The following is a 25,283-nucleotide window of genomic DNA, read 5'->3' as shown; positions in this document are numbered from 1 at the left end:
AAATGCCCCCAATCAATGATATGGCGTAATTTTGCGCACCGTCGTGCGGGCGATGCAGTCGCCGAGCAGCGCCTCGCAGTCCAGCGCCGCTTCCGCCTCCAGTACCTTTTGCAGGTCCGGGCGGGTATTCGGATGCTTGGGTGTGAAGACGGTGCAGCAGTCCTCATAGGGCTGTATGGATAAGTCAAAGGTATCGATTCTCCGCGCGGTGGCGACGATCTCGCTCTTGTCGGAACCGATCAGCGGACGGAATACCGGCATGGCCGCCGCCGCGTCCGTGCAGACGATGGCGGGCAGCGTCTGGCTAGCCACCTGTCCCAGGCTCTCGCCGGTGATCAGCGCTTCGCATTCCTCGCGGCGGGCGATGCGCTCCGCCGCGCGCACCATAAAGCGGCGCATGATGATTGTAAAATACTCTTCCGGGCATTTTGCCATAATCTCTTCTTGGATTTTGGCAAACGGCACGGTGAACATGAACATGCGGCCGGCGTATTGGCTGACCTTTTCCAGCAGCTCGACCACCTTCTGCTCCGCTCGCTCGCTGGTATAGGGCGGGCTGGCGAAGTGCACGGCGGTCAGTTCCAGGCCGCGCTTGGCCATCTGCCACGCCGCGACCGGGCTGTCGATGCCGCGCCGCCGGTGCCGACCGGAATGCCGCCCGCGCCGGGCAGCGGCTGGCCGTGAATGTACGCGCCGAAGTCGCGGATTTCCACGCGGACGACAAGGTCCGGGTTGTGAACGTCGACGTGCAGGTTTGGGAATTGTTCCAGCAGGTATTCACCCACCTGCGCGGAAATTTCCGGCGATTTCAATGGGAAGCGCTTGTCAGAGCGCTTGCTTTCCACCTTAAAGGAGGAGATGCTGCTCAGCTGGCCGCACAGGTAGTCCGCCGTGGCCTCCAGAATCTTTGGCATTTCCTTTTCCACAACGCAGGCGCGCGAAAAGGCGATCACGCCGAACACCTTGGAAACCAGTTCCGCGGCCTCCTCCAGATCGATGGAATCGTCCAGCGGCTCCACGTAGATGGTGGACTGTGCCTCCCGGATTTGAAACCGGCCCAGATGGTTCAGACGGCGGCGCATATTGCGGATCAACGCGGCGGAAAAACTCTGCCGGTTGAGTCCCTTCAATACAATTTCACCCAATTTAATCAAAATAATCTCTTGCATATCATTTCCCTTATCTTTCCTGTGTTTAGAGCGGACGGGCGGCAAGGGTCGAGAGCCCCTCCCGCAGTGCGCCGATCAAAGCATCGACGTCGTCCATTGTGTTAAAACGCGAGAAGCTGACCCGCAGGGCGGAATCAATGCGCGCCTTCGGCAGCTTCATGGCTTCCAGTACCGGGCTTTTCTTCCCCTTGGAGCATGCGGAGCCGGACGAGACATAGATGCCCCTGGAGGCCAGAAAGTGCAGCATGGTTTCCGCGCGAACAGTCCCCGCGCTGAAATTGACGATGCAGGGGAGCGCGTCCTCCGGAGAGTTCAGCACAACGCCGGGCAGTTCCAAAAGCTGTTCCCGGCAGGCGCGGGAAAGCGCGGACATGTGTTCCTGCGCGGCGCTGACCGGCGGCAGAGCTTCCACCGCCATGCCGAATCCGCCGATGCCCGGAACGGCTTCCGTCCCGGCGCGCATGCCGTTTTCGTGAGAGCCGCCGAACGAGTGCGGCACAATGCGCACGCCCTTGCGCAGATACAGCGCCCCAACGCCCTTCGGCCCGTGCACCTTGTGCGCGCTGACGCTCATCAGATCGATTTTCATGCGGCCCGGCTTCAGGTCCAGTTTGCCGAACGCTTGCACGGCGTCCACATGGAGCAGGGCGGGGGCCTTTTTTGCGGCGATGGCCCGCGCGGCGGCCTCGATGGGAAGGATGCTGCCGACCTCGTTGTTCACCGCCATCATGCTGACCAGAATGGTATCGGGCTGGACGGCCTCCAGCACCTGTTCCGGGGAAATATGGCCCCAGCGGTCGGGCTGCAGCCAGGTGACGGAGAAGCCCTCCTTTTCCAGCTGACGGACGGTGTTCCCCACGGAAGCATGCTCAATCGCCGTCGTGACGATGTGGTTGCCGTTCCGGCGGCGTGCATGCGCCGCGCCGAGCAGGGCGAGGTTGTTGCTCTCCGTACCGCCGGAGGTAAATATGATTTCCTCTTCCTTTGCACCCAATGCAGCTGCCACGCTGCGCCGCGCGGCGGTGAGCGCCTGCTCGGCCTGGAAGCCCAGCGTGTGCAGAGAGGAGGGATTGCCGTAGTGCTCCGTCATAAGCTCCATCACCTTCGCCGCGGCTTCTTCACAAACGCGCGTGGTGGAGGAGTTGTCCAAATAATGTTCCTGCAAAAGTAAAGACCTCCCGATGCTCTTTAATGAAATAATCTTTATTATACACCAACGCGGTGCCGAGGGCAACGCGCGGATTTTTCAGGGCGACCATTCTTATTATATAAGTGCGGTTTTTCTGTACCTGGTCGCCGTGGATTGACAATCGAAAAAAAGAAGGCTATGCTATAATAAAAACGTAAGGTGCTACCGGCAGACGGTTGCCCCTCAGTTGCGTTAAGAATTAGCCGCTAACTTTGTGAGGGTTGGGCGGCTATTTCTTTTTTGTGTGAGTTGCAACAGTCCAAACGAACGTCGCAATGCCGGGAGGCATACTGCAAAGCTGAAACAGCTCGGAGTATGTAATCATGGCCTTACCTCCCCTCGTGCAGAGGGGAAAAGACCTCCGGTCGGGATGCTCGCTTGAGGCTAAAGCCTCGCTCGATGTTCTAAACGACTATCTGCCGTTTTAAAAAGAAGAAAACATATTTTAGGCATTGTCAGCCAAAAGAAACGTGTTTTCAAAGTATAAATTCCTTTTTGCGATTAAATGGCTGCGTGGTAGCTGTGGATTGACAACCGAAAAAAAGAAAGCTATAATGAAAACGTAAGGTGCTACCAGTAGACGGTTGCCCCTCAAGAACGACTTAAGAAGTAGCCGCTAGTGTAGGAGCTGGGCGGCTATTTCTTTTTTGTGTGAGTTGCAACCGTCCAGACGAACGTCGCAATGCCGAGAAGCACACTGCAAAGCTGAAACAGCTCGGAGTATGTAATCATGGCCTCACCTCCCCTCGCGCAGAGGGGAAAAGAAATGATCCCCTCCGGAAGTGGAGGGGCAACCGCCCAATGGTCCAGGTAACACCTTACGCAAATAGCATAGCACAACAGGAAGATGTTGACAAGAACCGCCCTTTTTCGAGAATACTGTTTTATTTTATGTTTTTATTTTTCAAAAATTACAGATTTTTAATATAATAAAAGTTTACTATTTTTAATAGTCCTATTGTTTTATAAAATCAAAGAATTTCAGTATATGCGCAATGTAAAAGAACGTTTTGATGAGAGTTGTTTTACTTTTTAAAAGTAAAACGGTCTTTGCTGTCGCTTTTCAAAGCGACGTAGTTCCCCGGCAAAAGCCGGGGAATCTGGAAAAGCCCCAGAGGAAATATGCTGCCCCAGGAACAACTATATCACTCGTTCCCACTCGCTCTTGACCTCCGGTCGGGACGCTCGCTAGAGGCTAAAGCCTCGCTCGACACTCTAAACGACCATCGCCGCTTTTTAGAAACGTAGAAGAATATATTTTAAGAATTGCCTGCATGGTAAAAATGGTTTTCGCTGCTTTTAGAAACGTAGAAAGACCTATTTTAAGCATGATTTGCAAGGTGAAAATGTTCCTCGCCGGAGGCGCGTCCCGACTGGAAGTCCGCGTCCCGACCGGAGGTCCGCGACCTGACCGGAGGTCCCGCTTTTCAGAAAAGCGGAAAAACGCGTTTTAATTAGTAGCTGTCAGATAAAGTATGTCTCGGGAGCTTGTCCCGTCCGTCCCGCCACTACGATTCCATCTTGTGTATGGATACCCCCGTACAGTGGGATATAAAAGATTATTTCTTTTATGAAGACTCACTGGGAAAACCGCCGGAGGCGCGAAAGACGTTGCACGTCCGGGCCGTGCCGACCGCAGGTCCGCAGGTCCAGAAGGGAGCCGCAGATGCATGAAAAACACCAAACAGCGTGAAGCCCTGCTTCACATTCTCCAGCACTCCACCGAACCGATGAGCGCGGAAGAACTTTTTGCGCAGATGAAAGCGGCGTTTCCCACCCTGGCCCTGTCCACCATCTACCGGAATCTGGAACGGTTCGCCGCCGCGTCCCTGGTGGATAAGGACGTTTTCGGAGACGGTATCGTTCGGTACTCCTTTGCACGGGCGCATCACGGCCACTATCTGGTGTGTACCGGCTGTAATGCAAAAATCAAGCTCTGCGATTGCCCGCTTTCCGGCATGGAACAGGAAATCGCGAGGGAAACCGGCTATTCCATCGAAAGCCATACCCTGACCATCTATGGAAAATGTCCGCAATGTGTACATGAGACGGAGAAAAAAGGAGGAAATTCCCATGGAATTTGAACTGAGAGCGTGGAAGCCCGAAGATGTGGACAGTGTTGCCCGGTACGCCAATAACCCGAAAATCGCGGCAAACCTGCGGGACGCGTTTCCTTATCCGTACACCCACGAGGATGCGGAAACGTACGTCGGGAGCTGTGTGAATGAGGATTCCACATGCCAGCTGACCCGCGCCATCGTCGTCAACGGAGAAGTGGTCGGCAGCATCGGCGTGTTTCTCGGCACGGACGTGTACCGCAAATCCGCCGAACTTGGGTACTGGCTGGCGGAACCATTCTGGAAAAATGGAATCATGAGCGCCGCCGTCCGGCAAATCTGTGAAGATGCGTTTGCACGGTTCGATATTGTGCGGATTCACGCGGAGCCGTTTGCATTTAACAAGGGGTCCCGCCGGGTGCTGGAAAAAGCGGGCTTTGCGCTGGAAGGCACGCTGCGAAAAAGCGTGTATAAAAACGGCGCGATGCAGGATTCCTGCTTATATGCGCTGCTGAGGGAGGATGTCCAATGAAAACCATCGGGCTGATCGGCGGAATGAGCTGGGAAAGCACCGTCGGCTATTACCAGATCATCAATACCGTTGTCAAGGAAACCATGGGCGGACTGCACTCCGCGAAATGTCTGCTGTACAGCGTCGATTTTGCGGAAATAGAAGCCTGCCAATCCAGCGGGGACTGGGATAAAAGTGCACGGATTCTGACTGACGCGGCGCAGAGTCTGGAGCGCGCGGGCGCGGACCTTGTATTGATCTGCACCAACACCATGCATAAGGTGGCGGATCAGGTCGCCGCGGGAATCAGTATCCCGCTTCTGCATATCGCGGAGGTTACAGCACAGGAACTTTTGCGCCAGGATGTCCGCCGCGTGGGATTGCTGGGTACTCAATATACCATGGAACAGGCGTTTTATAAGGCGAAGCTTGCCGAACAAAACATTGAAGTCCTGGTTCCGGGCGAAACAGACCGGAAATACATCAACAATGTGATCTTTCAGGAGCTTTGCCTGGGCGAGCTGAAGGAAGCGTCCAGGCAGGAGTTCCTGCGCATCATTGCCGGGCTGGCGGAACAGGGCGCACAGGGTGTCATTCTGGGCTGTACAGAGATCGGGCTGCTGGTACGGCAGGAGGATACAAAGGTTCCGCTGTTCGATACGACGCAGATTCACGCGGAGAGCGCCGCGCATATGGCGATGCAAGGCTGAATAGGGTTGGTTGTACAATTGGCAGAATACATAAAAATCGGCTGAATATGATGATTCCCCCCGCCACCGGCGGGGGGAATCGCGCGTATAGGAACTGTGTTTTGTGCAAATGCGGGTTAAAACCGCCTTTTTATTTGCCGGATTTGTCTTTCCCCGGTTTTTTGTTGACGGTCTTGTAGATCATGTAAATGATGAAGCCCAGCAGCACCACGTCCAGGCCGATGCCCGGCGCGTTGACATCTTTAATGTCAAGGACCAGCAGGACCAGCACGATGACGCCCATGACGCCGTAGCCGGTCAGGTTGATTTTAATATCTGGCAGTTTCATTTGTTACTCCTTTTTCCCGCCCGTCAGCTCCAAAATGAGCGACAGGATTTTTTGATTGCCGTCCGATTTGTCAAACGCGCGGCAGGCGTCCCGCATTTCCTCCAGCCGGCGCGGGTCCAGCAGGAGGGAACGGATGGCGAAGGTGCAGCTTGCGCCGCTTTTGAGACGCACACCCATGTTGTGCCGCTGCAAAAAGTCGGCGTTGTCCTCCTCTTGCCCGGGGATTGCGTCAAACACCGCCATTGGCAGGCCGCTGGCCAGCGCCTCAGAGACGGTCAGCCCGCCCGGTTTTGTGATGAGCAGGTCGGCGGCGTGCATGTACTTGTGCACCTCGCTGGTGAAGGCGACCAGTTCAGTCCGTTTGGAATTAATTGCGATCTCTTTTTGAAAGGCCTTGTACAGCTTTTCATTTTTTCCTGTGATGACAATCATCTGAAAATCCGCGCCCAGCATCACAATGTCCCGGAAAACCTCCAGAATGTGGTTGACGCCGAAGCTGCCCGCCATAATCAGGACGGTTGGCACGCCGGGAACCAGGTTCATCTGACGAAGCAGCGCGTCCTTGTCGTCCTGCGCGAAAAACTCCTCAAAGACGGGGATACCGAAGGGGTGGATTTTTTCCCGCGGCGCGCCCATCTGCGCGAACTGATCCGCCATTTCATCCGAAGCGACGACATAGGCGTCCGCATGCGGCGCAAGCCAGGCCATGTGCGGGCCGTAGTCCGTCAGAATATTGACCAGCGGCACCTTTGTCAGACCCTTTTCCTTCAGGGTGGAGATCATCTGCCCCGCGAAATGGTAGGTATCCAGCACGATGTCCGGCTGGAATTCCTCCAACAGCGCGAGCAGTTTTTTGCTGAGCAGGGCGTTGATACGGGGCAGCAGGGCTGCTAACCGGGTCGGCTTGTTCGTGTTCCGGTACAGCGTCCCGAAAACACCCGGCGCGTGCTTGGCGGAAAAACGATAGCCGTCGCAGCAGATTGAGTCCACCAGTTTACCGGCGTATTTGAGTGCGTCTTCCACACGGACCTCCGCGCCCTCCAAATGTGTGTTCAAATATGCTTCCAGCGCCTGTGCGGCCCGCTTGTGGCCTCCGCCCGCGGAAGCGTAGAGCAGTAATATTTTCAATGGGCATCCTTCCTTTCGGGTTCGGTCAGCCTGCGCATCAGCCAGAAGATATTTTCCCCCGACCGCGACTTGTCAAAGCGCTCGCAGGAAGTCCGCATGTTTTCCAGGCGGAGGTTGTCCTTCAACAGCGTGCGGATTGTTGTGCCGCAGCTTTCTCCGGCATGCAGGCGCACGGCCATATTGTGGGAGAGCAGAAAGTCGGCGTTATCCTCCTCCTGCCCGGGGATGGCGTCAAAGACCGCCAGCGGGATATTGCAGGCCAGCGCCTCGGAGACGGTCAGCCCGCCCGGTTTGGTCACCAGCAGGTCGGCGGCGTGCATGTATTTCTCCACTTCGTTGGTAAAGAAGATCAGCTTGGCCCGCCGGGTACTGTGCGAAAGCTCGTCCCGGAACGCCTCGTAAAGTTTTTCGTTCCGACCGGTGATCACAATGATCTGGAAACGCAGGTCCAGGGCGTCAATTTCCCGGTAAATCCGCATGATGCCGGATACACCGAAGCTGCCCGCCATAAATAAAATGGTCGGGACTCCCGGTTCCAACTGCATTTCTTCCAGCAGGGCAGTCTTGTCCTTTTGATCAAAGAAAACGTCCTCTACGGGGATGCCAAAGGGATAGATGCTGTCCCGCGGCGCGCCCATCTCCACCATCTCCGGAATCATATCCTCATTGCTGACAACATATGCGTCCACGCGCGGCGCGATCCAGGCGCGGTGCGGGCCGTAGTCCGTCATCAGGCAGATCAGAGGAGTGGACAAAACGCCCTTTTCCTTCAAATGGGAGATCATCTCCGTGGCGAACGGATGCGTGGAAAGGATGAGGTCCGGGTTTTGTTCGCGCAGCATAGGGATCAGGCGCAGGCCGAACAGGCCGCTGAAATGTGTCATCAGCGCGTTCAGCGGGCTTTCCTCATTGGTTGCGCGGTACAACTGCCCAAATATCCTGGGCGTCTTGGTTGCCAGAAAGCGGTAGCCGTCGCAGCAGGTCTTGTCCAGCAAAGTGCCGACACACTTGAGCGCGTCCACCACCTCAACGGTGCTGTCCGGGTCGTTTTCCCGGATATACGATTGAATGGCGCGAGCGGCGCGCAGGTGTCCGCCGCCGGTCGCGGCGGAAAGTATCAGGATTTTCACGGAATCCCTCCCATGTACAATTGAAATCCTGGCGTTCATTTGTTTCGACAACGCTTTTGATTGTTTTATTATATCATAAAAAAGGCGCAGCCTCCATCACAATTTACGGACCTGGAAACAGGCTGCTCATAGGAAACGATAAATCTGTATAACAGATCATAAAATTAAGGGAAGGGTTTTACAGCCGGAAGCTTTGCTTCCGGGAACGCCATGCGGTTATTGCGGTTATTATAACATAGTTTGGAGGCGATTCAACAAGAAACAGGGGGAATTTCTGTTATCCAATCAAAAAGGGGACAGATTGGTGATAAAGCTGTAACTTTACAATTGGCGAAAAAGGATATATGATATAAAGACATTAGAATGCATCAAATTGTCTTTAAGGGTTATCCGATAGAGGCCGACCGCAACACAGGAGGAACAATATGAGCGGCAATCGTTACAGGAATCAGCAGGACAACGGGCGCGAGATTTATTCCGGTGCGCCTGTTGGCGATAAGAGGAAATGGTGGATCATCGGCGGCTGCGTATTGGCGGCGGTCGTGATCATTTGTCTGGTGGGCGCGGGCATCGGCATGCTCCGCACGGATGGGACGGAATCTCAGCCGGAGAGCCTGCCGCAGTCACAGGTGGCCGACGATACCTTTTATAAAGGCGTTGTCGTGGAAGGCGTCGACCTTGGCGGCATGACCATGGAGGAAGCCGCCGCAAAGCTGAAGGATGTGGAAGCCACGCTCGGCGCGGACTGCCGCGTCACGATGAATTATGAAGGCAAGAGCTGGGAGCTGACAAAGGACGATCTAACCTTTACATACAACACGGAGGAAGTGCTCCGGGAGGCCTACGATTATGCCCGCTCCGAAGAAGATGAGGCGGAGCGCGCCCGGATGATCACGGAGCTGGAGACCCAGCCGAAGACTTTTTCCATCACCGCTTCGCCGGAAATGACCGGATTAAAGGAAAAATTGACCGAGCAGACAAAGGAACTGAATCAGGCGGCACAAAATGCGACCGTCAAAAGCTTTGACGCGTCCAGTGAAACGTTCACCTTTGCGGAGGGCCAAAACGGCCGTCAGGTGGACGTGGATGCGCTGGCGGCCTCAGTGGAGTCCGTGCTGAAAAACGAGCGTACGGGAAGCGTCACCATTCCGGTCAAGGAAGAACCGTTTACCGTCACGGCGGCGGATCTCAAGGCAAACATGAAGAAAATCGGTACTTACAGCACCAAATCCACCAATACCAGCAACGGCAACCACAACATGAAGCTGGCAATGCAGGCCATGAACGGAACGGTCGTTGGGCCGGGGGAAACCTTCTCCTACTTTGACAAGGTGGGGAGCTGCAGTAAGGACGACGGCTATTTGCAGGCAAACGCCATTGTCAACGGCAAGCTGGTCCCGTCGTACGGCGGCGGCATCTGCCAGACCAGCACCACGCTTTACGGTGCGGTGCTGCGCGCCAACGGGGAGATCGTGGAACGCTCCAGCCATTCGATCAAATCGACCTACTGCCCTGTCGGGCAGGACGCGGCGGTCAGCTACGGCGCGCTGGATTTCAAATTTAAAAACACGACAAATTACCCGATGTATCTCTACACGACCATGGAGGGCAAGACCCTTACGGCGACGATTTATGGCTACCAGTCGCCGGAGTACGACAAGATTGAGATCACGTCCCAACAGACAGAGGTAATCCCGGCAACCAGTACGCCCAAATACACGGTGGATAAGTCCATGGCGAAGGGAACCATGCGGCTGGACGCCAAAGCCCGCGAGGGCTACCGTGCCGCCGCACAGCGCGTGTATTACAAAGACGGCAAAGTTGTCAAGACGGAGAAACTGTCGAATTCGTATTACCGCCCAGCGCCGGCCTATTATTCCATTGGGCCGGATACCGACCCGGCAACCGCGACGCTGGTCAACGACAGCGGCAAACCGGTGAACGGACAGCCGACCAGCAGCACGCCGCCGGCGGAAACACCCAGCACCCCGGCAACGCCGGCGCCTGAGACACCGAGCAGCACGCCGCCCGCAGAGACGCCGGTCAATCCGGAAACGCCGACTACCCCGGAGACACCGCCGGTAGAGACGCCGGAAGCACCCATTACGGAAGGCGGGGACGCGGTACAGTCCGTCACGCCTACACCGGACACCGTTCCGCCCGAGCAGCAGACACAGGTGAATCCCGCGGTTTAAAAAATCGTTGTGTTTTTCCGGTTCCAGAGTGCCGATCGGTTGGACTGGAAGAAAAGTGTTTGAAATGATTTTACTAAGATTTTATCTTCTGGGTAAAATAAGGAAGCAGCCTAAATTTGTCCGAATGCTTGACAATTCCCACTAAATTTGTAAGAATAAAGATGTCGAAAGATTGAAAAATAGGATAGAAATAAGTGTATAGAAAATAAGTAAATAGAAAGGGGGCTGTCTGAACATGCAGGCAAAAACACCGGCAGTCAGTATCATCATTCCCGTTTACAACGTGGAAAAGTTTTTGCGACAATGTCTCACCAGCCTGGTGGAACAGACCTTTCAGGACCGGGAGATCATCGCGGTGAACGACGGTTCAATCGATGGCTCATTGGCCATACTAAGAGAGTTCGAAGAAAAATACGATTTTATTACCGTAGTCGATCAGGAAAACAAAGGGATGTCCAAGGCGCGCAACCGGGGGCTGAGCCTGGCGCGCGGCGAATACATCTGCTTTATCGACAGCGACGACTATGTGGCGCCCAATTTCCTGGAACGGCTGCACCAGGCCTGCACGGAAAATGACGCGCAGATTGCCTGTTGCTACTACTATTACCGATTCCCAACCTCCGGCTTTACGTTTGAATATCCCTTCCGCTGCAGCGGTGTCCTGACCCGTGAAGAGGCCATGAACAAGCTGCTGCGGGATACCCAGATTCAAAGCCTGGTATGGAATAAAATGTACCGCCGCAGCCTGTTTACGGATTACGACATCAATTTCCCAAGCATTGCGTTTGAGGATATGGCGACCGCGAACAAGGTGTTTGCCCATGTGGACCGCGTGGCGGTATTGGACGAACCGCTTTATTATTACAATCAGCACAGCACCAGCACACTGGCGACCATCAACGCCAATAAGATCAACGATTTTATCCGCGCGGTGGCAATGGTGCGGCTTTCGCTGGAGAAAAGCGGCCAGTACGCCCAGTATAAAAAGAGCTATCTTGCCCTGACGCGCAAGACCTCCATGTGCTGCTATTGGTATGTACTCCGTTTGTACAAGAATCGAAAATCCATGCGCGGCTGTCTGAGCAATATGAAGCGTATTAATCGCGCCATGCGCCATTATACCGCAGACAACTTCGATGCCGCCTGTCCGCAGCTCCCCGATGTGGTCTGCGTGCCGACGGATAAAAAGCTGGAAAAGGATTTTTCCGTACGCTGAAAACAGAATGTTTTTCCGGGCGATGCCGCCCCGCCGCGCCCGATGTGCGCGGCAGGCGGCGTCGCCCGTTCTCTTTTGCCGGTTCCAACCCCGGCGGACTTGTGGACAAATGATGTGAAAGGGGACCCCTGTATGAAAAACGACGGATTTATACGGCTCGCGGCGGCGACGCCGCGCATTCAAGTGGCAGACTGTAAGTATAATAAAGAGCAAATATTACAATTGGTAAAAGACGCGGCGGCGCAGGGCGCGAGCGCGGTGGTGTTTCCGGAGCTGTGCCTGACCGGTTACACCTGCGGCGATCTGTTCCACGACGCGGCGCTGCTTGCAGCTGCGGAACAGGCTCTGCGGGAACTGATGGAGGAAACAAAAGAGCTGGACGTGCTGGCGGCGGTCGGTCTGCCGGCGGCCTTCGGCGCATCGCTGTACAATACAGCCGCCGTGTTTTGCAGGGGCAGGCTGCTTGGACTGACGGCAAAAAGCCATATCCCCAATTACAGCGAATTTTACGAGGCGCGCTATTTTGCCGCCGCGCCGGCAGCGGACCAGCCGGTCCCCGTTACCTTCTGTGGGCAGCAGACCCTTCTGGGACGGGAACTGCTCTATTCCTGTGCGGAATGTCCGGAGCTGACCGTGGGGGTAGAGGTCTGTGAAGACCTATGGGTGCCGGAGCCGCCTTGTGTGCATATGGCGCAGCGCGGCGCGGTTGTCATGCTGAACCTTTCCGCAAGCGACGAGGTCGTCGGTAAAGCGGAGTACCGCAGAAGCTTGGTGCAGGGCCAATCCGCCCGCTTATTCTGTGCCTACGCCTATGCCGACGCGGGGGAAGGCGAATCCTCCACGGATCTGGTGTTTGCTGGTCACAACCTGATTGCGGAAAACGGTATTTTGCTGAAGGAAAGCAAGGCCTTCAGCACGGGGCTGCTTACGGCGGAGGTCGACCTGCAGCGCCTGCGCCAGGAGCGCCGCCGTGCGACAACCTGGACAAATCTGCCGGGAGGAATGCTCATATCCTTCTCTATGGCGGCGCCGGAACTGGAACTGACCTCTTATATTGCACAGCAGCCGTTTGTGCCTGGCAATTCGACAGATCTTTCCGACCGGTGCGAAACCATTTTGGGGGTGCAGGCGGCTGGCCTGAAAACCCGATTGGCCCACACCGGCGCGCAAAGTGTGGTTTTGGGACTTTCCGGCGGATTGGATTCTACCCTGGCCTTGCTGGTGGCGGTGCGCGCGTTCGACGCGTTGAACCTGCCGCGCAAGGGCATTCTGACAGTGACAATGCCGGGCTTCGGCACCACGGGCCGCACGAAGGGCAACGCCGAAAAGCTGGCGGAGCTGTTGGAGGTGGATTTCCGCACTGTGCCGATTGGAGACGCGGTCAGCGGGCATTTCCGGGACATCGGGCACGATCCCACTGTGCGCGATGTGACTTATGAGAACGCGCAGGCGCGCGAGCGCACGCAGATTTTAATGGATATTGCCAACCAGACCGGCGGGCTGGTCGTCGGCACGGGAGACCTTTCGGAACTGGCCCTGGGCTGGGCGACGTACAACGGAGACCATATGTCGATGTACGCGGTCAACGCCTCCGTACCGAAAACACTGGTGCGCCATCTGGTGCGCTACGCGGCGGGACAGGCAGGCGGCGCGCTGGGCGCGGTGCTGGAGGATATTCTGGATACGCCGGTCAGCCCGGAGCTGCTGCCGCCGAAGGGGGACGAAATTGCCCAACAGACGGAGGATCTTGTCGGTCCCTACGAGCTGCACGACTTTTTCCTGTATTACATGCTGCGCTTTGGTTTTGCACCGGGCAAAATCTACCGTTTGGCGCTGCGCGCCTTCGCAGGTGTGTACGATGCGGCGTCCGTGAAGAAATGGCTGTACACCTTTTACCGCCGCTTCTTTGCGCAGCAATTCAAGCGTTCCTGTATGCCGGATGGGCCAAAGGTTGGGCGTGTGGCTCTTTCTCCGCGCGGGGACTGGCGCATGCCCAGCGACGCGAGCGCCCGTATCTGGCTGGAGGAAATCGAAACGCTATAATACAAACAGGGATATTTTCATGAATTAATACTAAATGTATTTATAAAAGCAGCTCTTTTGCGGCGGCATCGTAAAAAGCGCCCGCGAAATCCGTTAAAAAGGATTTTACGGGCGCTTTTTAGCTGTGCTGCGTTTGTGTCTGTTTCCGGTTGGTCGGCTGTCTTTGCGCAGAACAAATTCTGTGTGAACCTGTACTTCATTTATATCCGAGCGCGCGAACGGAAAGCGTTGACAAAGCGATCGAAAGGTGATATATTTATAACATGATGATATAAATAGTTCACACGAGGAGGAACGAAAATGAAAAACAAATTTGCCTGCCTGGGGTTTCTGGGGCTGCTCGGTTTTCTGGGGTTTCTCTGTTCCAGTCCGGTCCTGTTCAGCTTTTTTGCAAACTTTGTCTTCTTTACTTATGCGCGCATTGTTCCCGACGAGCTGTTCTGGGAGAATGTAAAACAAGCGGGACTGGTTGGCTTCCTGACAGAGATGACGCTTTCTTCAACGGTCATCGCCTGTGGGCTCGTCATGCAGGATTGGGGCGTCGGGAATCCCGCGTCATTTTTGATTGGCGGACTGGCAATAACACTGACTATCAGCGAGCTGCTGTTCCTGCTGGTCCTTTCCTATCGCGAGTATAAAGAAAAAAGGGAGCCAGTGGGAGAATGACGCTGAAAACAAAGCTTCGCGAGCACCGCGCCCAGATGGGGATGAAACAGGAGGAGCTGGCAGCCCGGGTCGGCGTTCGGCGGGAAACGATCGGCCATCTGGAAAACGGGAAATTTAATCCGTCTCTCAAGCTGGCAATGGATATCGCCAGAGTGTTTCATACCACGGTGGAGGAACTGTTCCAATTTGATGAGGAATAAAACCGGACAGAGAAGTGATCTGTTGCAACACACATGGTAGAAATTAACTTTTCTTGCTGCGTTTCAGGACTGAACGGTGCAGCCTGATAAATGCAGCGTGGGATTTGGCAAATACGAATATGCATAAAAAATATAACGCGGCTCAAACAGAATACAAAAGGAGAATGCTATGATCCATTATATTGATAATGATCGAGGGCTAAAGGCAGATGTTTTTATCGAAATGGCAAATCAAGTTTGGCCCGGCTCCTATAACACGGAGTGTATGCAGAAAGCGATTCACAAAACGATCAACATTACCGCATGGGACCATCATAAACTGGTAGGCTGTGTCCGACTGTTAACCGATGGGTATCTGTTTGGCACAATATCAGAAATACTTGTCTTAAAAGAGTATCAAAAGCAGGGCATCGGAAAAGAACTGATGCGGCGTGCAATAGAGATTTCGCCAACATCTCTGTTTTTTGGCGCGCAGCCGGAGGCGGAAGGATTTTACGAAAGACTAAAAATAGAGAAATCGTTGCAATCGTTTTACGTGCAAAAAGATAAACACGAAATGAAATAAAGAGGGCGTTCCCACGCGGCTGATTCAGCCGTACGGGAACGCCCTCTTTTCATTTCAGATGTTGGATATGGTTTACCATTTTTGATCAATTGTCAAAAAAGGAATCCCAGTCAAAGTTTCCGTCCTTGTCCTTGTTGTCTTCCATCACTTCTACCTTGAAGCTGTACGGCGTATTTTCGTCGATCGGTTCCGATGGAGTGGAGGCCTCCTCCGGCGTGATGCTGCCGCGGAATTTCACGTCCGGCTGTGCAATTTCCAACGGCACCGGCACAGCGGGTTCCTTGGGAATCGTGTCCAGCGGAATTGCCTCAGTTTCTGCCGTGGGGTCGGATGTGGGACTGGATACGGCGCGCTGGAATAATTCGTCGCTGATTTCGGCATCCTCATCTTCCTGCGCGGGCAGATATCCCTCCCGCTGCTGTTCGCCGCTGCTGTCGGAACTGATGTCCATAAATTCGGTGATTTCGCCGGTATCGTAGACAAAATCATCGTCCCGGCGCTTTCCGGCAAAGAATTGCAGGTACACAAAGGCGCCGATGCCGCCCAGTCCAAGGACGATCAGAATGATGCCCGCAATGAGAGCGGTCGAAACGCCGCCGCTGTGTTCCTGTTCCGATTCTTCTCCCGGAGTGCCGGGACGCACATTGCCGCCGGAAACATTATTAAATACATTGCCATCCGAAGGGCCGCTGACGGTCCCGCTGGTGAGCAGCTCGCTCCAGTCCTGAGAGGAGAGTATATCGGGATCGCTGACCGCCGCCGCCGCGCGGGAGGCGTTGCGGTTGATTTCCGCGTTGTCCGTTTGTACATTGTCGACCGGCTTTTTACTGGGGGCCGGGTTTTCCGGCTCCACCGGTTCCACCGGCTGCTCGGACTCGCTGCTTTCGCCGGAGGATAGGCCGTCTCCCTCCCCCTCACTGCCGGACGGCAGGCTGGCGGTGCCATCGGGATTCAGTGGATCGCCGGATGGAACGGAGGCGTTGGGGTCATTGGGGTCGACAACCGGGGGAAGATTCGGGTCCGCTTCGCCCGGCGGGGTGACAGGTGCGTTGGGGTCGAACGGCGCGTTGGGGTCCGTCACAGGGGGAATGGGATCGGTTGCCCCCGGCACCGTCGGGTCTGCCGGGTCCGGCGTCGGCGTCACCGGGTCCGGGGTGGGTTCCACCGGCGCGGTCTGCGTGTTGGGGTCCGTGACGGGGACCTCCGTGGCAAACGCCGTGACGGCAAAGACCGAAACGGCAAAGGCAAGGGCGAACAACAGAGCCGCCGCTTTTTTTGTCCGTTTGTTTCGGGTCGTTTTTCTCATCGATTCACTCGCTCTCCTATCGAAGTCCAGGCAATTTCTGCCCGGAGAGTTTAAAGCCGCAGTTTCTAACATCATATCACAAAACCGGGCAAAAATACAACTGCCAGTTCGATATGCGAACAAATTCCTCCGCGCATGATGGAAAAGACGCAACTTCGATTGAAAACAGCCGGTTCCGATGCTATAATGGAAAAACAATTTGCACGGCAGGAGTGGTAATTTTGGCAGTCAGCATCACAACGGACAGCGCCTGTGACCTGTTCCCAAACCTATACAAGCAATACCGGATTGAGGTGGTTCCTCTGTATCTCTCGCTGGAGGGCAAAAACCTGCGCGACGTATTTGAGGTGAATCCGGACGATCTGTTTGAAAGCTTTGCACGCACGCGGAAGCTGCCCACCACCTCCGCGCCGCCGCCGGCGGACTTCTTTGCCCTGTTTCAACGGCTGGTGAAAAACGGCGACGACGTGGTGCATCTGGCGATGAACGGCAAGTTCTCTTCCTCTTATCAGAATGCCCTGCTGGCTGCGCAGGAATTTGACAACGTCTATGTGGTAGATACCTGCACCCTGAGCAGCGCGCTGGGGCTGCTGTGCCTGCGCGCCGCGGATATGCGGGACGCGGGGAAAAGCGCAAAGGAAATCTACGAAACGATCCTGACAGAGAAAAATAAGATTCGCACGCATGTGCTGCTGGATACGCTGGAGTATGCGTATAAAGGCGGGCGCGCCACCATGCTGCAGATGTTTGGCGCTAACCTGTTGAAGTTGCGCCCCTGCTTGCTGCTGGACCACCACGGCGTTTTGAGCGTGGTCAAGAAATTTCGCGGCAATTTTGCCCAGACGGCGAAGGAGTACGCCCGCTATGTGCTGGACCGGCCCCGAATCGACGGGGAACGCGCATTTGTGTCCACCACCGGCATGGATCAGTCCCTGTTCGACAGCATTGTGCAGACGGTAAAGGACAGCGGCGTATTCCGGGAGGTGCTCACCTCCCGCGCGGGCTGTGCCATGAGCTGCCACACCGGCCCGAATACACTGGTGATTTTTTATAAGGAAGCCTGACGGAACCAAAGGCCCGCATATGGGCCGGAAAGGCGGTACCGATGAACCGTAAAGTGAAAATTGTGGCGGATAGTACCTGCGATCTCTCGCCGGAGCTGCTACAAAAATATCGGATCGACGTGATCCCGTTGCCCGTGAATCTGGGCGACAGGCCCTGCCTGGACGGCGTGGACGTCCATACGGCGGACCTGTTCGCATATTATCAAGAGACGGGCAAACTGCCCACCACCTCTGCGCCTACGCCCGCCTATTATGAAGAGCTGTATGCAAAATGGGCGGAGGAGGGCTGGGACGTGGTTCACCTGAGCATCAGCCTGGACCTGACGAGTACGCACCGCATGGCAAAAATGGCCGCGGAGAAGTTCGGCTGTATCTATCCGGTGGACTCGCGCAACATTTCCTCCGGAATGGGTCTGCTGGCCCTGCGGGCGGCGGAACTGCGGGACGAGGGACAGTCCGCTCCGGAGATCGCGGACCACATTGCATCGCTTGCGCCCAAGGTGCGCACCTCCTTCGTATTGTCTACGCTTCTCTATATGTACAAGGGCGGGCGCTGCACGGGCGTTCAGGCGCTCGGAGCGAACCTGTTGAATTTAAAACCCTGCATCGAGCTGCAAAACGGCAGTATGGGCGTAACGAAAAAGTACCGCGGGAACCTGCCCGCCGTCGCCGCGCGTTTGGTGGAAGATAAGCTCAAAGGCGCGAAAAACATCGATTGTTCCCGCATCCTGATCACGCATTGTCAAGCGGAGAATGCGCTGGACAAAGTGCAGGAAGCAATCCGTGCCTGCCAGCCCTTTAAAGAAATCTGCGTAACGGATGCCGGGTGCTCTGTTTCCGTACACTGCGGGCCGGGCACATTGGGCATCATTTATTTGGAAAAATAGCATGCTGCCGGGAGAAAATCATGCCTCTTTTTGCCGGGGGTTGCTTTCGTGGGGAAGAAACGTTATAATAACCGCACGGCGTTACCGGAAGCAGAGCTTCCGACGCCTGAGCGAACATTGTTCCGTTGTGAAGGAGACTGCGTCTCTTTTATGGAATAATAACCGCACGGCGTTACCGGAAGCAGAGCTTCCGACGCCTGGGCGAACATTGTTCCGTTGTGAAGGAGACTGCGTCTCTTTTGTGGAATAATAACCGCACGGCGTTACCGGAAGCAGAGCTTCCGACGCCTGGGCGAACATTGTTCCGTTGTGAAGGAGACTGCGTCTCTTTTGTGGAATAATAACCGCACGGCGTTACCGGAAGCAGAGCTTCCGACGCCTGAGCGAACATTGTTCCGTTGTGGAGGAGACTGCGTCTCTTTTGTGGAATAATAACCGCACGGCGTTACCAAAATCGGTGGTTTTGACGCCTGAGCGAACATTGAATCATATCGGCTGAAAATTGTTCGTTAAATTACTACACAAAATGAACTGTGTTGCGCGACAGGCATGATTGAATAACCGCACAGCATTAGCGAAAGCAGAGCTTCCGACGCCTGAGCGAACATTGCATCATGCCGGCAGGGAAGAACCAGATGGCGTTCCCGCTGTATAAAGAAGCTGGTTCTTAAACGGGCATGATATCATGTAGACGCACAGCGGCCGCTGTGGTTCCGCGCCGATAGGGGTGCGAACGAAATGTATAGAGAGATAGGAGAAATTGTAACATGAATACCGAAACGCCGGCGAGTATTATGCTCGGCAGTCAAGAGGATCTGCCGCGCATCTATGCGGATATGGAACAGCAGTTCCCGCCGGACGAGATGTACAAGTACAAAATTCTTTTGCAGTTGTTGAACCGCGATAAATATAAGATCCTGCTCTACAAGCGGGATTCCGACGGGGAGCTGCTCGGGTATGCGCTGGTCTATACGATTGAGGACAGCAATATCCTCTGGCTCGATTACATTGCGATTTTAAAGGAACACCAGTCCCACGGGTACGGCAATCAGCTTTTTATGGCCCTGTGGCGCAAGTATTGCGACTGTGCTCTGTTTGACGGTATGATGTTCTCTGTAGAACACATCTGCCGGAACAATCCGGAGCTGGCCAAGCGGCAGAAACGCCGGATTGCCTTCTATGAGCATCTGGGTGCGCACCGCCTGCGTGCGGAATTCCTGCTGCCGCACGACAACGGCGCTTTGCCGATGTACCTGTATTTCAAGCCGCGGCGCGGCCTGTGCAGCATCAGCCGTGCGATACAGATGCAGGCGATTTCGCAGATGTACGATTATTGCTTTTTTTACCTGAAGCACCGCAGGGAACTGCTTGCCCGCTATAAACAGACCATTCGCGACGAGGTATTTACGGAACAATGACCCCGTCGCGAATGGTAATCCGGCGCTGTGCCTGCCGCGCGATGGCTTCGTCGTGCGTGATCAGAAGAATGGTTTTTCCTTCCTGATGCAGCCCGTGCAGAATCTCCATGACCGCCGAACCCGACTTTGTGTCCAGGTTGCCGGTCGGCTCATCCGCCAGAATAATGGGTGGCCTTGCCGCGATGGCGCGCGCAATGGCCACCCTTTGCTGTTGCCCGCCGCTCATCTGTCCGGGCCGGTGCCGCATCCGCCGCCCGAGGCCGACGCGCTGCAGCGCGTCCTCCGCCAGTTCTCGCCGTTCTTCCCGCGGAATCCTGCGGTAGGAGAGCGGCAGTTCCACGTTTTCCAGCGCGGTCAGGCCCGGCACCAGGTTGAATCCCTGGAAGATGAAACCGATCTTCCGATTGCGCACTTCGGACAGCTCGTCTTCGGAAAGGTCCTCCACATTTTCGCCGTCCAGCAGGTATTCGCCGGCGGTCGGCACGTCCAGACAGCCCAGCGTGTTCATCAGTGTGGATTTGCCGGAACCGGACTGCCCTACGATGGCAACGAATTCCCCTTTGTCCACATCCATGGAAATGCCGTTTAGGGCGCGCACTTCACTGTCCCCTTCGTTGTAAATCTTATAAATATTACGTATTGTAATGATATTTTCCATCATCTCACCCCGCCTGTTGTAGCTTGCCCCGGGCCGGGAAAAAGATACCGGATGGATTGCCAAAAGCTTTTACAATTCCATTGGAATCCGGTATAATAAAAAAGCGAAAGTCTTTATTTTCGACTGCTGTATGGAAAAAGCATATGGTTGTTTTTACAAAGGTGGAAGCGGCGTACTCCGGAAGATAAAAGGGGAGTTCCACGCTGTGAAACGGATAGGATCTTGAAACAAAGAGGAGAAACCATTTATGGAGTACGAAGATAAGAAATATTCTGTGGTTAGAAAAACAGTCAAAACGGGAATTGGCTTTGGAAGCGCGTTGGCCATGGTGATCAGTTACGTCACATGGAAATCCATCGGATGGGCCATTTTTCACGGGATTCTGGGCTGGCTCTATGTCATATATTATATTTTCCAATACGGATGGAGCTGAAAGTCGGCTAAAACCGCAGCGCGTACCTCCGTGCCATTGGAACCAGTGAGGAATGATGTAATGCCGGAAAATGGAACGGGGGAAGCTGATGATCGTCTACAAGCGCATAAAGGACTTTAAAGAAATAGATTTAGAGGGGCTGTTCCGCTCGGTTGGCTGGTTTTCCGGAAAGTTTCCGCGTAAGTTGAAAACCGCCATGCAGGGTTCCGATCGGGTGGTTTCCGCCTGGCACGGTGAAAAGCTGGTGGGGCTTATCAGGGGATTGGACGACGGCGTCTGGCAGGCGACGGTAGACTGTCTGCTGGTGGACCCTGAATATCAGGGCAGGGGGATCGCGTCAACGCTGCTGAAAACCCTGCTGAAGGAATATGCATCGTTTCTGTATGTAAACATTGTCCCGGATGAAAAGAAAAACGTGGAATTCTACCTGAAGCATGGCTTTAAAGTCATGAAGGAGGGAACACCCCTGCAAATAAAGGGGGACGGCTGGAAGTCTGGTAATTAAGGAACGGAACGCGTCACTTCAATACGTGCGTACTTGCAGGAATGCTTGTTTGTACATAAATATCGGTTATACCAGAATAGGATTATAGGCGCGGCGCCTGCCGTGCCGGAAGAAAGGGTTGTTTCAACATGTTGAATCCATATTGGAAACAATTTAAGAGCGGGACGGACATCCGCGGCGTTGCCAGCGAGGGCGTCGCCGGGCAGGAGATCAACCTGACCGATGAGGCCGTTGAAAAGATGGCAGCGGGCTTTGCACTCTGGCTGGGCGGCGCGGTCAAAAAAGAAACGGACAAGCTGATGGTCGCTGTGGGCCACGATTCCCGCATTTCCGCGGACCGCATCCAGGCCGCCGTTACGCGGACGTTGACCGCGGCGGGCGTGCAGGTGCTGGACTGCGGGCTGGCTTCCACGCCGTCCATGTTCATGACCACCATCGACCTGGCGTGCGACGGCGCGGTGCAGATCACGGCCAGCCACCACCCGTTCAACCGGAACGGCCTGAAATTTTTCACAAAGGACGGCGGGCTGGACGGGCCGGATATTGAGCAGATCCTCGCTTATGCGCAGGAGGGCAAAGTGCCGCCGGCCGGACAGGGCAGTGTAAAAGCGGTAAACTATATGGCGGACTATGCCGCGCGCCTGCGGGAAATGATTCAAAAGGGCGTGAATGCGGCGGACTATGCGCATCCGCTCGCCGGGTTCCATATTGTGGTGGACGCGGGCAACGGCGCGGGCGGCTTCTATACGCAGGATGTGCTGGCTCCGCTCGGCGCGGACGTTTCCGGCAGTCAGTTCCTGGAGCCGGACGGCATGTTCCCCAACCATATCCCGAATCCGGAGAACGAAGAAGCCATGCAGTCCATCTGCAAAGCGGTTCTGAACGCCGGAGCGGATATGGGCGTCATTTTTGACACGGACGTGGACCGCGGCGGCGCGGTGGACGCGCGCGGCGAAGAGATCAACCGGAACCGCCTGGTGGCGATCGCTTCCGCAATCGCGCTGGAAGGCAACGACGGCGGCACGGTGGTGACCGATTCGATCACCTCCAGCGGCCTGAAGCTGTACATCGAAGAGACGCTGGGCGGTAAGCACCACCGCTTCAAGCGCGGGTATAAGAACGTCATCAACGAGGCGGTGCGCCTGAATCAGGCGGGCATCAACTGCCCGCTTGCCATCGAGACCTCCGGACACGCGGCCCTGCGGGAAAACTATTTCCTCGACGACGGCGCCTATCTGGTCACGAAGATCATCATTCAGATGGCGCGCTTGCGCGCACAGGGCAAGACGCTTGACTCCATGCTGGAAACCCTGCAAGAGCCGGTGGAGTCCGCGGAGCTGCGTTTCCCGATTCTGGAAGAGGAGTTCCGTCCCTGCGGTGAACAGGTCATTGCGAATTTGGAACGCTATGCAGAGGAGAACGGCTGGGACATCGCGCCGGATAACCGCGAAGGCATCCGCGTTTCCTTTGGCAGGGAGACCGGAAACGGCTGGTTCCTGCTGCGTTTGAGCGTACATGACCCGATCATGCCGCTGAATATCGAGAGCGACAGTGCAGGCGGTGTCCGTGTAATTGCAGAGCAGCTTAACCGCTTTTTGCAGACCTGCAAGGGCCTCGACTTAAAGGCAATCGACCAGTTTTTGGCGTAATACAGAGTAGAAAGGCCCCGGAGAAATGCTTCTCCGGGGCCTGTTTGTGTGATAAGCGGGTTTCTATTCCGTTCTGCTGTTTTGCAGCAGGCGTTTCTCTTTGCAAACGGGCGTTTGCGGCAGGGCGAGCAGCCGCTCCCGTCGGAAGCGGTAGTAGAAGAAACCAATGACGTCCGCCAGCAGCCAGCCGATAGGAATGGCCCACCAGATCCCCTGCAGGCCGATCTGCGGGATGGGCGCGAGCACATAGGCAAACGCAACGCGGGTGCCGAGAGAAAATACCGTCAGCACGATAGACATTTGAGCCTGTTCCAGTCCGCGGTAGAGCCCGTAGAGAAGGAACAGCAGGCCGATCCCCGCATAGCAGCTTCCCTCGATCCGCAAATACTGCACGCCAATCTGTAAGATTTCTGTTTCAGAGGGGGACACAAAGACCGTCATGAGCGGCTTTGCAAAGACGGCGACGAGCAAAGAGATTCCCAGACAGAAAATGACGATCCCCCGAACGGAGGCGCGCAGTCCCGAGGCGATTCGCTCGCCCTTGTGCGCGCCGCGGTTCTGCGCCGCATAGGTGGAAAACGCGTTGCCGAACTCCTGTACCGGCAGATAGGCAAAGGAATCGATTTTGACCCCCGCGGCAAACGCCGCCATCGCCACCACGCCAAAGCTGTTGACCAACCCCTGAATCAGCAGGATGCCAAAGTTCATGATCGATTGCTGAATGCTGGATAAAACCGAGCATTGGACGATGCGTGCCATCAATTGTCTGTCAAACCGCAGGGAGTCGCGCGTCAGACGGAACGCGGGAACCCGCAGAATGCTGTAGATTAGGACGATTGCTGCGGACAACGCCTGGGCGGCTACCGTCGCGTAAGCCGCGCCCGCGACACCCATGTTCAGCGGCAGTACAAACAGAATGTCGAGCGCGACGTTCAAAAGAGCCGCCGCCGCAAGTGCAATCAGCGGAAGGGCCGAGTTGCCGATGCTGCGCAGAGCGGCTGCAAAAAAATTGTAGAGAAATGTAAAACCGATCCCCCAGAGGATGATTTGCAGGTAGGCGCGGGTATCCGACCAGATTGCATCCGGAATTTGTAACAGCGCCATAATCCACTCGAGGCCGCAGGCCGCGAGAATAAAGATCACAGCACTCACCAGCGCGACGAAAAGGAACGCGTTGAAGAGGCTGCGCCGGAGCTCCTCTGTTTGGCGCGCGCCAAAGAAAATGGAAAAGATTACGCCGCTGCCCATGCAAAGCCCCAATACCACAGAGGTCAGAAAGACCATCAGTGTATAGGAGGAACCGACCGCCGCCAGTGCGTCCGCCCCGATAAAATGGGAGACGATCAGCGTATCGACCACGTTGTAAAGCTGCTGGAGCAGTGCGCCGCCCATCATCGGCAGGGAAAACCGCAGGATCGCGCCTGCCTCGCTTCCCTTGGTCAGGTCGCCGCGCATACAGACACCTGCTTTCGTTATGTAATTATTAGATTGCGTTTTGTATCTATTGGCTAGTTTATCATAGGATTTAAGCAATGTCAATCTTGCAAATAGAAATGCCGGCCCTTGTGTTTTATCTTCAGATGCGATAAAATAAAAAATAGTTGTGTTTTCTCGGTTCCTGAGCATATTCCGATTGGGTTGGTAGGAACGGATTTTTTGTTACGTTTAAAAGTGGAAAATCCAAGGATTTTCTGAATGTAATAAAAAAATAACGGAGGGATGCTGGTATGTATTTGAAAGGGCTGGACGAGCTTGACCGCAAAATCATTGCCCTGCTGACGGAAAACGCGCGCATGTCCTATTCAGACATCGGGGAGGCGGTGGGCGTTTCCCGTGTGGCGGTGAAGGCCCGAATGGATGCGCTTGAAAAACGCGGCGTCATCGAGGGCTACACGACGATTATCAACCCGCAGAAAATTGGCAGCGCCGTTTCCGCCTATTTTGAGATTGAAACGGAGCCCGCGCAGCTTCAGGCGGTTGCGGACGCGCTCGACAATTGTGATACCGTCACCCAGATCTACTTTGTATCCGGTTGCTGCAAGCTGCACGTCCATGCCGTCGCCGCGAGCAGCGAAGAGCTGGAACGGTTCTTGCAGGCGTTTCTCTACCAATTGCCCGGGATTGCAAAGCTCAGCTGCAATATCATTCTATCCCGCAAAAAGGATATCAAGGGCCTGCGTCTGTAAGCCTTGGTTTGCTGTAAAAACAGAGTTACGGCAATTTTTGTTTTGCCGGCAGATTAATTGCCAGTAGAGC

Annotated in this window: 25 protein-coding genes; 16 read left to right on the top strand and 9 right to left on the bottom strand. The window is 55.2% G+C overall.

The window, feature by feature from the left end; genetic code table 11:
- Positions 1 to 12 precede the first annotated feature (12 nt).
- The 3 genes from BN2106_RS16980 to BN2106_RS14370 are packed head-to-tail and all read right to left on the bottom strand — an operon-like array spanning position 13 to position 2,334.
- A complete protein-coding gene (locus BN2106_RS16980) occupies positions 13 to 600 on the bottom strand; it encodes a tRNA sulfurtransferase (RefSeq protein ID WP_407921752.1) in 588 nt (195 codons plus the stop codon).
- On the bottom strand, positions 576 to 1,169 hold the full coding sequence (locus BN2106_RS16975) for a THUMP domain-containing protein (protein WP_407921751.1): 594 nt from the start codon (positions 1,167 to 1,169) through the stop codon (positions 576 to 578). The genes BN2106_RS16980 and BN2106_RS16975 overlap by 25 nt, the downstream gene beginning before the upstream one ends.
- 25 nt (positions 1,170 to 1,194) lie before the next feature.
- On the bottom strand, positions 1,195 to 2,334 hold the full coding sequence (locus BN2106_RS14370) for a cysteine desulfurase family protein (RefSeq protein ID WP_050699244.1): 1,140 nt from the start codon (positions 2,332 to 2,334) through the stop codon (positions 1,195 to 1,197).
- A gap of 1,694 nt (positions 2,335 to 4,028) precedes the next feature.
- On the opposite strand from BN2106_RS14370, the gene BN2106_RS14365 reads away from it, so the two are divergent.
- Genes BN2106_RS14365 through BN2106_RS14355 form a run of 3 tightly spaced genes read left to right on the top strand, consistent with a single transcriptional unit; the run spans position 4,029 to position 5,636 of the window.
- Positions 4,029 to 4,442 (top strand): Fur family transcriptional regulator, encoded by a 414-nt coding sequence (locus tag BN2106_RS14365; RefSeq protein ID WP_050699243.1) that lies wholly within the window; start codon positions 4,029 to 4,031, stop codon positions 4,440 to 4,442.
- Positions 4,432 to 4,947, top strand: a complete 516-nt coding sequence (locus tag BN2106_RS14360; protein WP_050699242.1) for a GNAT family N-acetyltransferase — start codon at positions 4,432 to 4,434, stop codon at positions 4,945 to 4,947. Before BN2106_RS14365 ends, BN2106_RS14360 begins: the two co-directional genes overlap by 11 nt.
- The gene (locus BN2106_RS14355; RefSeq protein WP_050699241.1) at positions 4,944 to 5,636 is read left to right on the top strand and encodes an aspartate/glutamate racemase family protein; all 693 of its coding nucleotides are present in this window, start codon (positions 4,944 to 4,946) and stop codon (positions 5,634 to 5,636) included. Before BN2106_RS14360 ends, BN2106_RS14355 begins: the two co-directional genes overlap by 4 nt.
- Before the next feature lie 130 nt (positions 5,637 to 5,766).
- On the opposite strand, the gene BN2106_RS14350 is transcribed toward BN2106_RS14355, so the two are convergent.
- From BN2106_RS14350 to BN2106_RS14340, 3 genes are read right to left on the bottom strand one after another with little or no spacing between them, the layout of a single operon-like run.
- Entirely contained in the window at positions 5,767 to 5,964 is a 198-nt protein-coding gene (locus tag BN2106_RS14350; protein ID WP_050699240.1) for a hypothetical protein, read from the bottom strand.
- A 3-nt stretch (positions 5,965 to 5,967) separates the two neighbouring features.
- A complete protein-coding gene (locus BN2106_RS14345; RefSeq protein WP_050699239.1) occupies positions 5,968 to 7,092 on the bottom strand; it encodes an MGDG synthase family glycosyltransferase in 1,125 nt (374 codons plus the stop codon).
- Entirely contained in the window at positions 7,089 to 8,222 is a 1,134-nt protein-coding gene (locus BN2106_RS14340) for an MGDG synthase family glycosyltransferase (protein ID WP_050699238.1), read from the bottom strand. Before BN2106_RS14340 ends, BN2106_RS14345 begins: the two co-directional genes overlap by 4 nt.
- Positions 8,223 to 8,647: 425 nt before the next feature.
- On the opposite strand from BN2106_RS14340, the gene BN2106_RS14335 reads away from it, so the two are divergent.
- From BN2106_RS14335 to BN2106_RS14310, 6 genes are all read left to right on the top strand, one after another.
- Positions 8,648 to 10,417: a VanW family protein gene (locus BN2106_RS14335; RefSeq protein ID WP_050699237.1), complete on the top strand. Its 1,770-nt coding sequence runs from the start codon at positions 8,648 to 8,650 to the stop codon at positions 10,415 to 10,417.
- 235 nt (positions 10,418 to 10,652) lie between these two features.
- Positions 10,653 to 11,633: a glycosyltransferase gene (locus BN2106_RS14330; protein WP_050699236.1), complete on the top strand. Its 981-nt coding sequence runs from the start codon at positions 10,653 to 10,655 to the stop codon at positions 11,631 to 11,633.
- 132 nt (positions 11,634 to 11,765) lie between these two features.
- Positions 11,766 to 13,676, top strand: coding sequence for an NAD(+) synthase (locus BN2106_RS14325; protein ID WP_050699235.1), 1,911 nt, complete (start codon positions 11,766 to 11,768; stop codon positions 13,674 to 13,676).
- A gap of 300 nt (positions 13,677 to 13,976) precedes the next feature.
- The gene (locus BN2106_RS14320) at positions 13,977 to 14,342 is read left to right on the top strand and encodes a DUF3796 domain-containing protein (RefSeq protein WP_050699234.1); all 366 of its coding nucleotides are present in this window, start codon (positions 13,977 to 13,979) and stop codon (positions 14,340 to 14,342) included.
- Positions 14,339 to 14,542 (top strand): helix-turn-helix transcriptional regulator, encoded by a 204-nt coding sequence (locus BN2106_RS14315; RefSeq protein ID WP_050699233.1) that lies wholly within the window; start codon positions 14,339 to 14,341, stop codon positions 14,540 to 14,542. The genes BN2106_RS14320 and BN2106_RS14315 overlap by 4 nt, the downstream gene beginning before the upstream one ends.
- Positions 14,543 to 14,711: 169 nt before the next feature.
- Positions 14,712 to 15,107, top strand: coding sequence for a GNAT family N-acetyltransferase (locus BN2106_RS14310; protein WP_195891853.1), 396 nt, complete (start codon positions 14,712 to 14,714; stop codon positions 15,105 to 15,107).
- Positions 15,108 to 15,192: 85 nt separating this feature from the next.
- On the opposite strand, the gene BN2106_RS14305 is transcribed toward BN2106_RS14310, so the two are convergent.
- Positions 15,193 to 16,413, bottom strand: coding sequence for a hypothetical protein (locus BN2106_RS14305; RefSeq protein ID WP_050699232.1), 1,221 nt, complete (start codon positions 16,411 to 16,413; stop codon positions 15,193 to 15,195).
- A gap of 221 nt (positions 16,414 to 16,634) precedes the next feature.
- On the opposite strand from BN2106_RS14305, the gene BN2106_RS14300 reads away from it, so the two are divergent.
- The 3 genes from BN2106_RS14300 (at position 16,635) to BN2106_RS14290 (ending at position 19,782) form a co-directional block, all read left to right on the top strand.
- A complete protein-coding gene (locus tag BN2106_RS14300) occupies positions 16,635 to 17,477 on the top strand; it encodes a DegV family protein (protein ID WP_050699231.1) in 843 nt (280 codons plus the stop codon).
- Positions 17,478 to 17,518: 41 nt separating this feature from the next.
- Complete coding sequence (locus BN2106_RS14295) at positions 17,519 to 18,364, top strand: DegV family protein (RefSeq protein WP_050699230.1); 846 nt, start codon at positions 17,519 to 17,521, stop codon at positions 18,362 to 18,364.
- A gap of 767 nt (positions 18,365 to 19,131) precedes the next feature.
- Complete coding sequence (locus BN2106_RS14290) at positions 19,132 to 19,782, top strand: GNAT family N-acetyltransferase (protein WP_050699229.1); 651 nt, start codon at positions 19,132 to 19,134, stop codon at positions 19,780 to 19,782.
- Here the strand turns inward: BN2106_RS14290 and BN2106_RS14285 are convergent.
- Positions 19,769 to 20,443, bottom strand: coding sequence for an ABC transporter ATP-binding protein (locus tag BN2106_RS14285; protein WP_407921750.1), 675 nt, complete (start codon positions 20,441 to 20,443; stop codon positions 19,769 to 19,771). The genes BN2106_RS14290 and BN2106_RS14285 overlap by 14 nt on opposite strands.
- 244 nt (positions 20,444 to 20,687) lie before the next feature.
- On the opposite strand from BN2106_RS14285, the gene BN2106_RS14275 reads away from it, so the two are divergent.
- The 3 genes from BN2106_RS14275 (at position 20,688) to BN2106_RS14265 (ending at position 23,027) form a co-directional block, all read left to right on the top strand.
- Positions 20,688 to 20,873 (top strand): hypothetical protein, encoded by a 186-nt coding sequence (locus BN2106_RS14275; RefSeq protein ID WP_050699227.1) that lies wholly within the window; start codon positions 20,688 to 20,690, stop codon positions 20,871 to 20,873.
- Positions 20,874 to 20,943: 70 nt separating this feature from the next.
- Positions 20,944 to 21,378 (top strand): GNAT family N-acetyltransferase, encoded by a 435-nt coding sequence (locus BN2106_RS14270; RefSeq protein ID WP_242846340.1) that lies wholly within the window; start codon positions 20,944 to 20,946, stop codon positions 21,376 to 21,378.
- A gap of 128 nt (positions 21,379 to 21,506) precedes the next feature.
- Positions 21,507 to 23,027: a phosphohexomutase domain-containing protein gene (locus tag BN2106_RS14265; protein ID WP_050699225.1), complete on the top strand. Its 1,521-nt coding sequence runs from the start codon at positions 21,507 to 21,509 to the stop codon at positions 23,025 to 23,027.
- A gap of 63 nt (positions 23,028 to 23,090) precedes the next feature.
- Here BN2106_RS14265 and BN2106_RS14260 read toward each other — a convergent pair whose 3' ends face one another.
- Positions 23,091 to 24,482, bottom strand: coding sequence for an MATE family efflux transporter (locus BN2106_RS14260; RefSeq protein WP_050699224.1), 1,392 nt, complete (start codon positions 24,480 to 24,482; stop codon positions 23,091 to 23,093).
- Positions 24,483 to 24,754: 272 nt separating this feature from the next.
- On the opposite strand from BN2106_RS14260, the gene BN2106_RS14255 reads away from it, so the two are divergent.
- Positions 24,755 to 25,213, top strand: coding sequence for an Lrp/AsnC family transcriptional regulator (locus BN2106_RS14255; RefSeq protein WP_050699223.1), 459 nt, complete (start codon positions 24,755 to 24,757; stop codon positions 25,211 to 25,213).
- Positions 25,214 to 25,283 lie beyond the last annotated feature (70 nt).

It is taken from the genome of Anaeromassilibacillus senegalensis, assembly GCF_001261775.1.
GTDB lineage: Bacteria > Bacillota > Clostridia > Oscillospirales > Acutalibacteraceae > Anaeromassilibacillus > Anaeromassilibacillus senegalensis.
The sequence above is the reverse complement of the archived record's forward strand: the minus strand, read 5'-3'. Positions and strand labels throughout refer to the sequence as shown.

Coding starts and splice junctions, on each gene's coding strand:
- BN2106_RS16980 (WP_407921752.1), bottom strand. CDS start 600: ATGGCCAAGCGCGGCCTGGAACTGACCGCCGTGCACTTCGCCAGCCCG.
- BN2106_RS16975 (WP_407921751.1), bottom strand. CDS start 1,169: ATGCAAGAGATTATTTTGATTAAATTGGGTGAAATTGTATTGAAGGGA.
- BN2106_RS14365 (WP_050699243.1), top strand. CDS start 4,029: ATGAAAAACACCAAACAGCGTGAAGCCCTGCTTCACATTCTCCAGCAC.
- BN2106_RS14360 (WP_050699242.1), top strand. CDS start 4,432: ATGGAATTTGAACTGAGAGCGTGGAAGCCCGAAGATGTGGACAGTGTT.
- BN2106_RS14355 (WP_050699241.1), top strand. CDS start 4,944: ATGAAAACCATCGGGCTGATCGGCGGAATGAGCTGGGAAAGCACCGTC.
- BN2106_RS14350 (WP_050699240.1), bottom strand. CDS start 5,964: ATGAAACTGCCAGATATTAAAATCAACCTGACCGGCTACGGCGTCATG.
- BN2106_RS14335 (WP_050699237.1), top strand. CDS start 8,648: ATGAGCGGCAATCGTTACAGGAATCAGCAGGACAACGGGCGCGAGATT.
- BN2106_RS14330 (WP_050699236.1), top strand. CDS start 10,653: ATGCAGGCAAAAACACCGGCAGTCAGTATCATCATTCCCGTTTACAAC.
- BN2106_RS14325 (WP_050699235.1), top strand. CDS start 11,766: ATGAAAAACGACGGATTTATACGGCTCGCGGCGGCGACGCCGCGCATT.
- BN2106_RS14320 (WP_050699234.1), top strand. CDS start 13,977: ATGAAAAACAAATTTGCCTGCCTGGGGTTTCTGGGGCTGCTCGGTTTT.
- BN2106_RS14315 (WP_050699233.1), top strand. CDS start 14,339: ATGACGCTGAAAACAAAGCTTCGCGAGCACCGCGCCCAGATGGGGATG.
- BN2106_RS14310 (WP_195891853.1), top strand. CDS start 14,712: ATGATCCATTATATTGATAATGATCGAGGGCTAAAGGCAGATGTTTTT.
- BN2106_RS14305 (WP_050699232.1), bottom strand. CDS start 16,413: ATGAGAAAAACGACCCGAAACAAACGGACAAAAAAAGCGGCGGCTCTG.
- BN2106_RS14295 (WP_050699230.1), top strand. CDS start 17,519: ATGAACCGTAAAGTGAAAATTGTGGCGGATAGTACCTGCGATCTCTCG.
- BN2106_RS14290 (WP_050699229.1), top strand. CDS start 19,132: ATGAATACCGAAACGCCGGCGAGTATTATGCTCGGCAGTCAAGAGGAT.
- BN2106_RS14285 (WP_407921750.1), bottom strand. CDS start 20,443: ATGATGGAAAATATCATTACAATACGTAATATTTATAAGATTTACAAC.
- BN2106_RS14275 (WP_050699227.1), top strand. CDS start 20,688: ATGGAGTACGAAGATAAGAAATATTCTGTGGTTAGAAAAACAGTCAAA.
- BN2106_RS14270 (WP_242846340.1), top strand. CDS start 20,944: ATGGAACGGGGGAAGCTGATGATCGTCTACAAGCGCATAAAGGACTTT.
- BN2106_RS14265 (WP_050699225.1), top strand. CDS start 21,507: ATGTTGAATCCATATTGGAAACAATTTAAGAGCGGGACGGACATCCGC.
- BN2106_RS14260 (WP_050699224.1), bottom strand. CDS start 24,482: ATGCGCGGCGACCTGACCAAGGGAAGCGAGGCAGGCGCGATCCTGCGG.
- BN2106_RS14255 (WP_050699223.1), top strand. CDS start 24,755: ATGTATTTGAAAGGGCTGGACGAGCTTGACCGCAAAATCATTGCCCTG.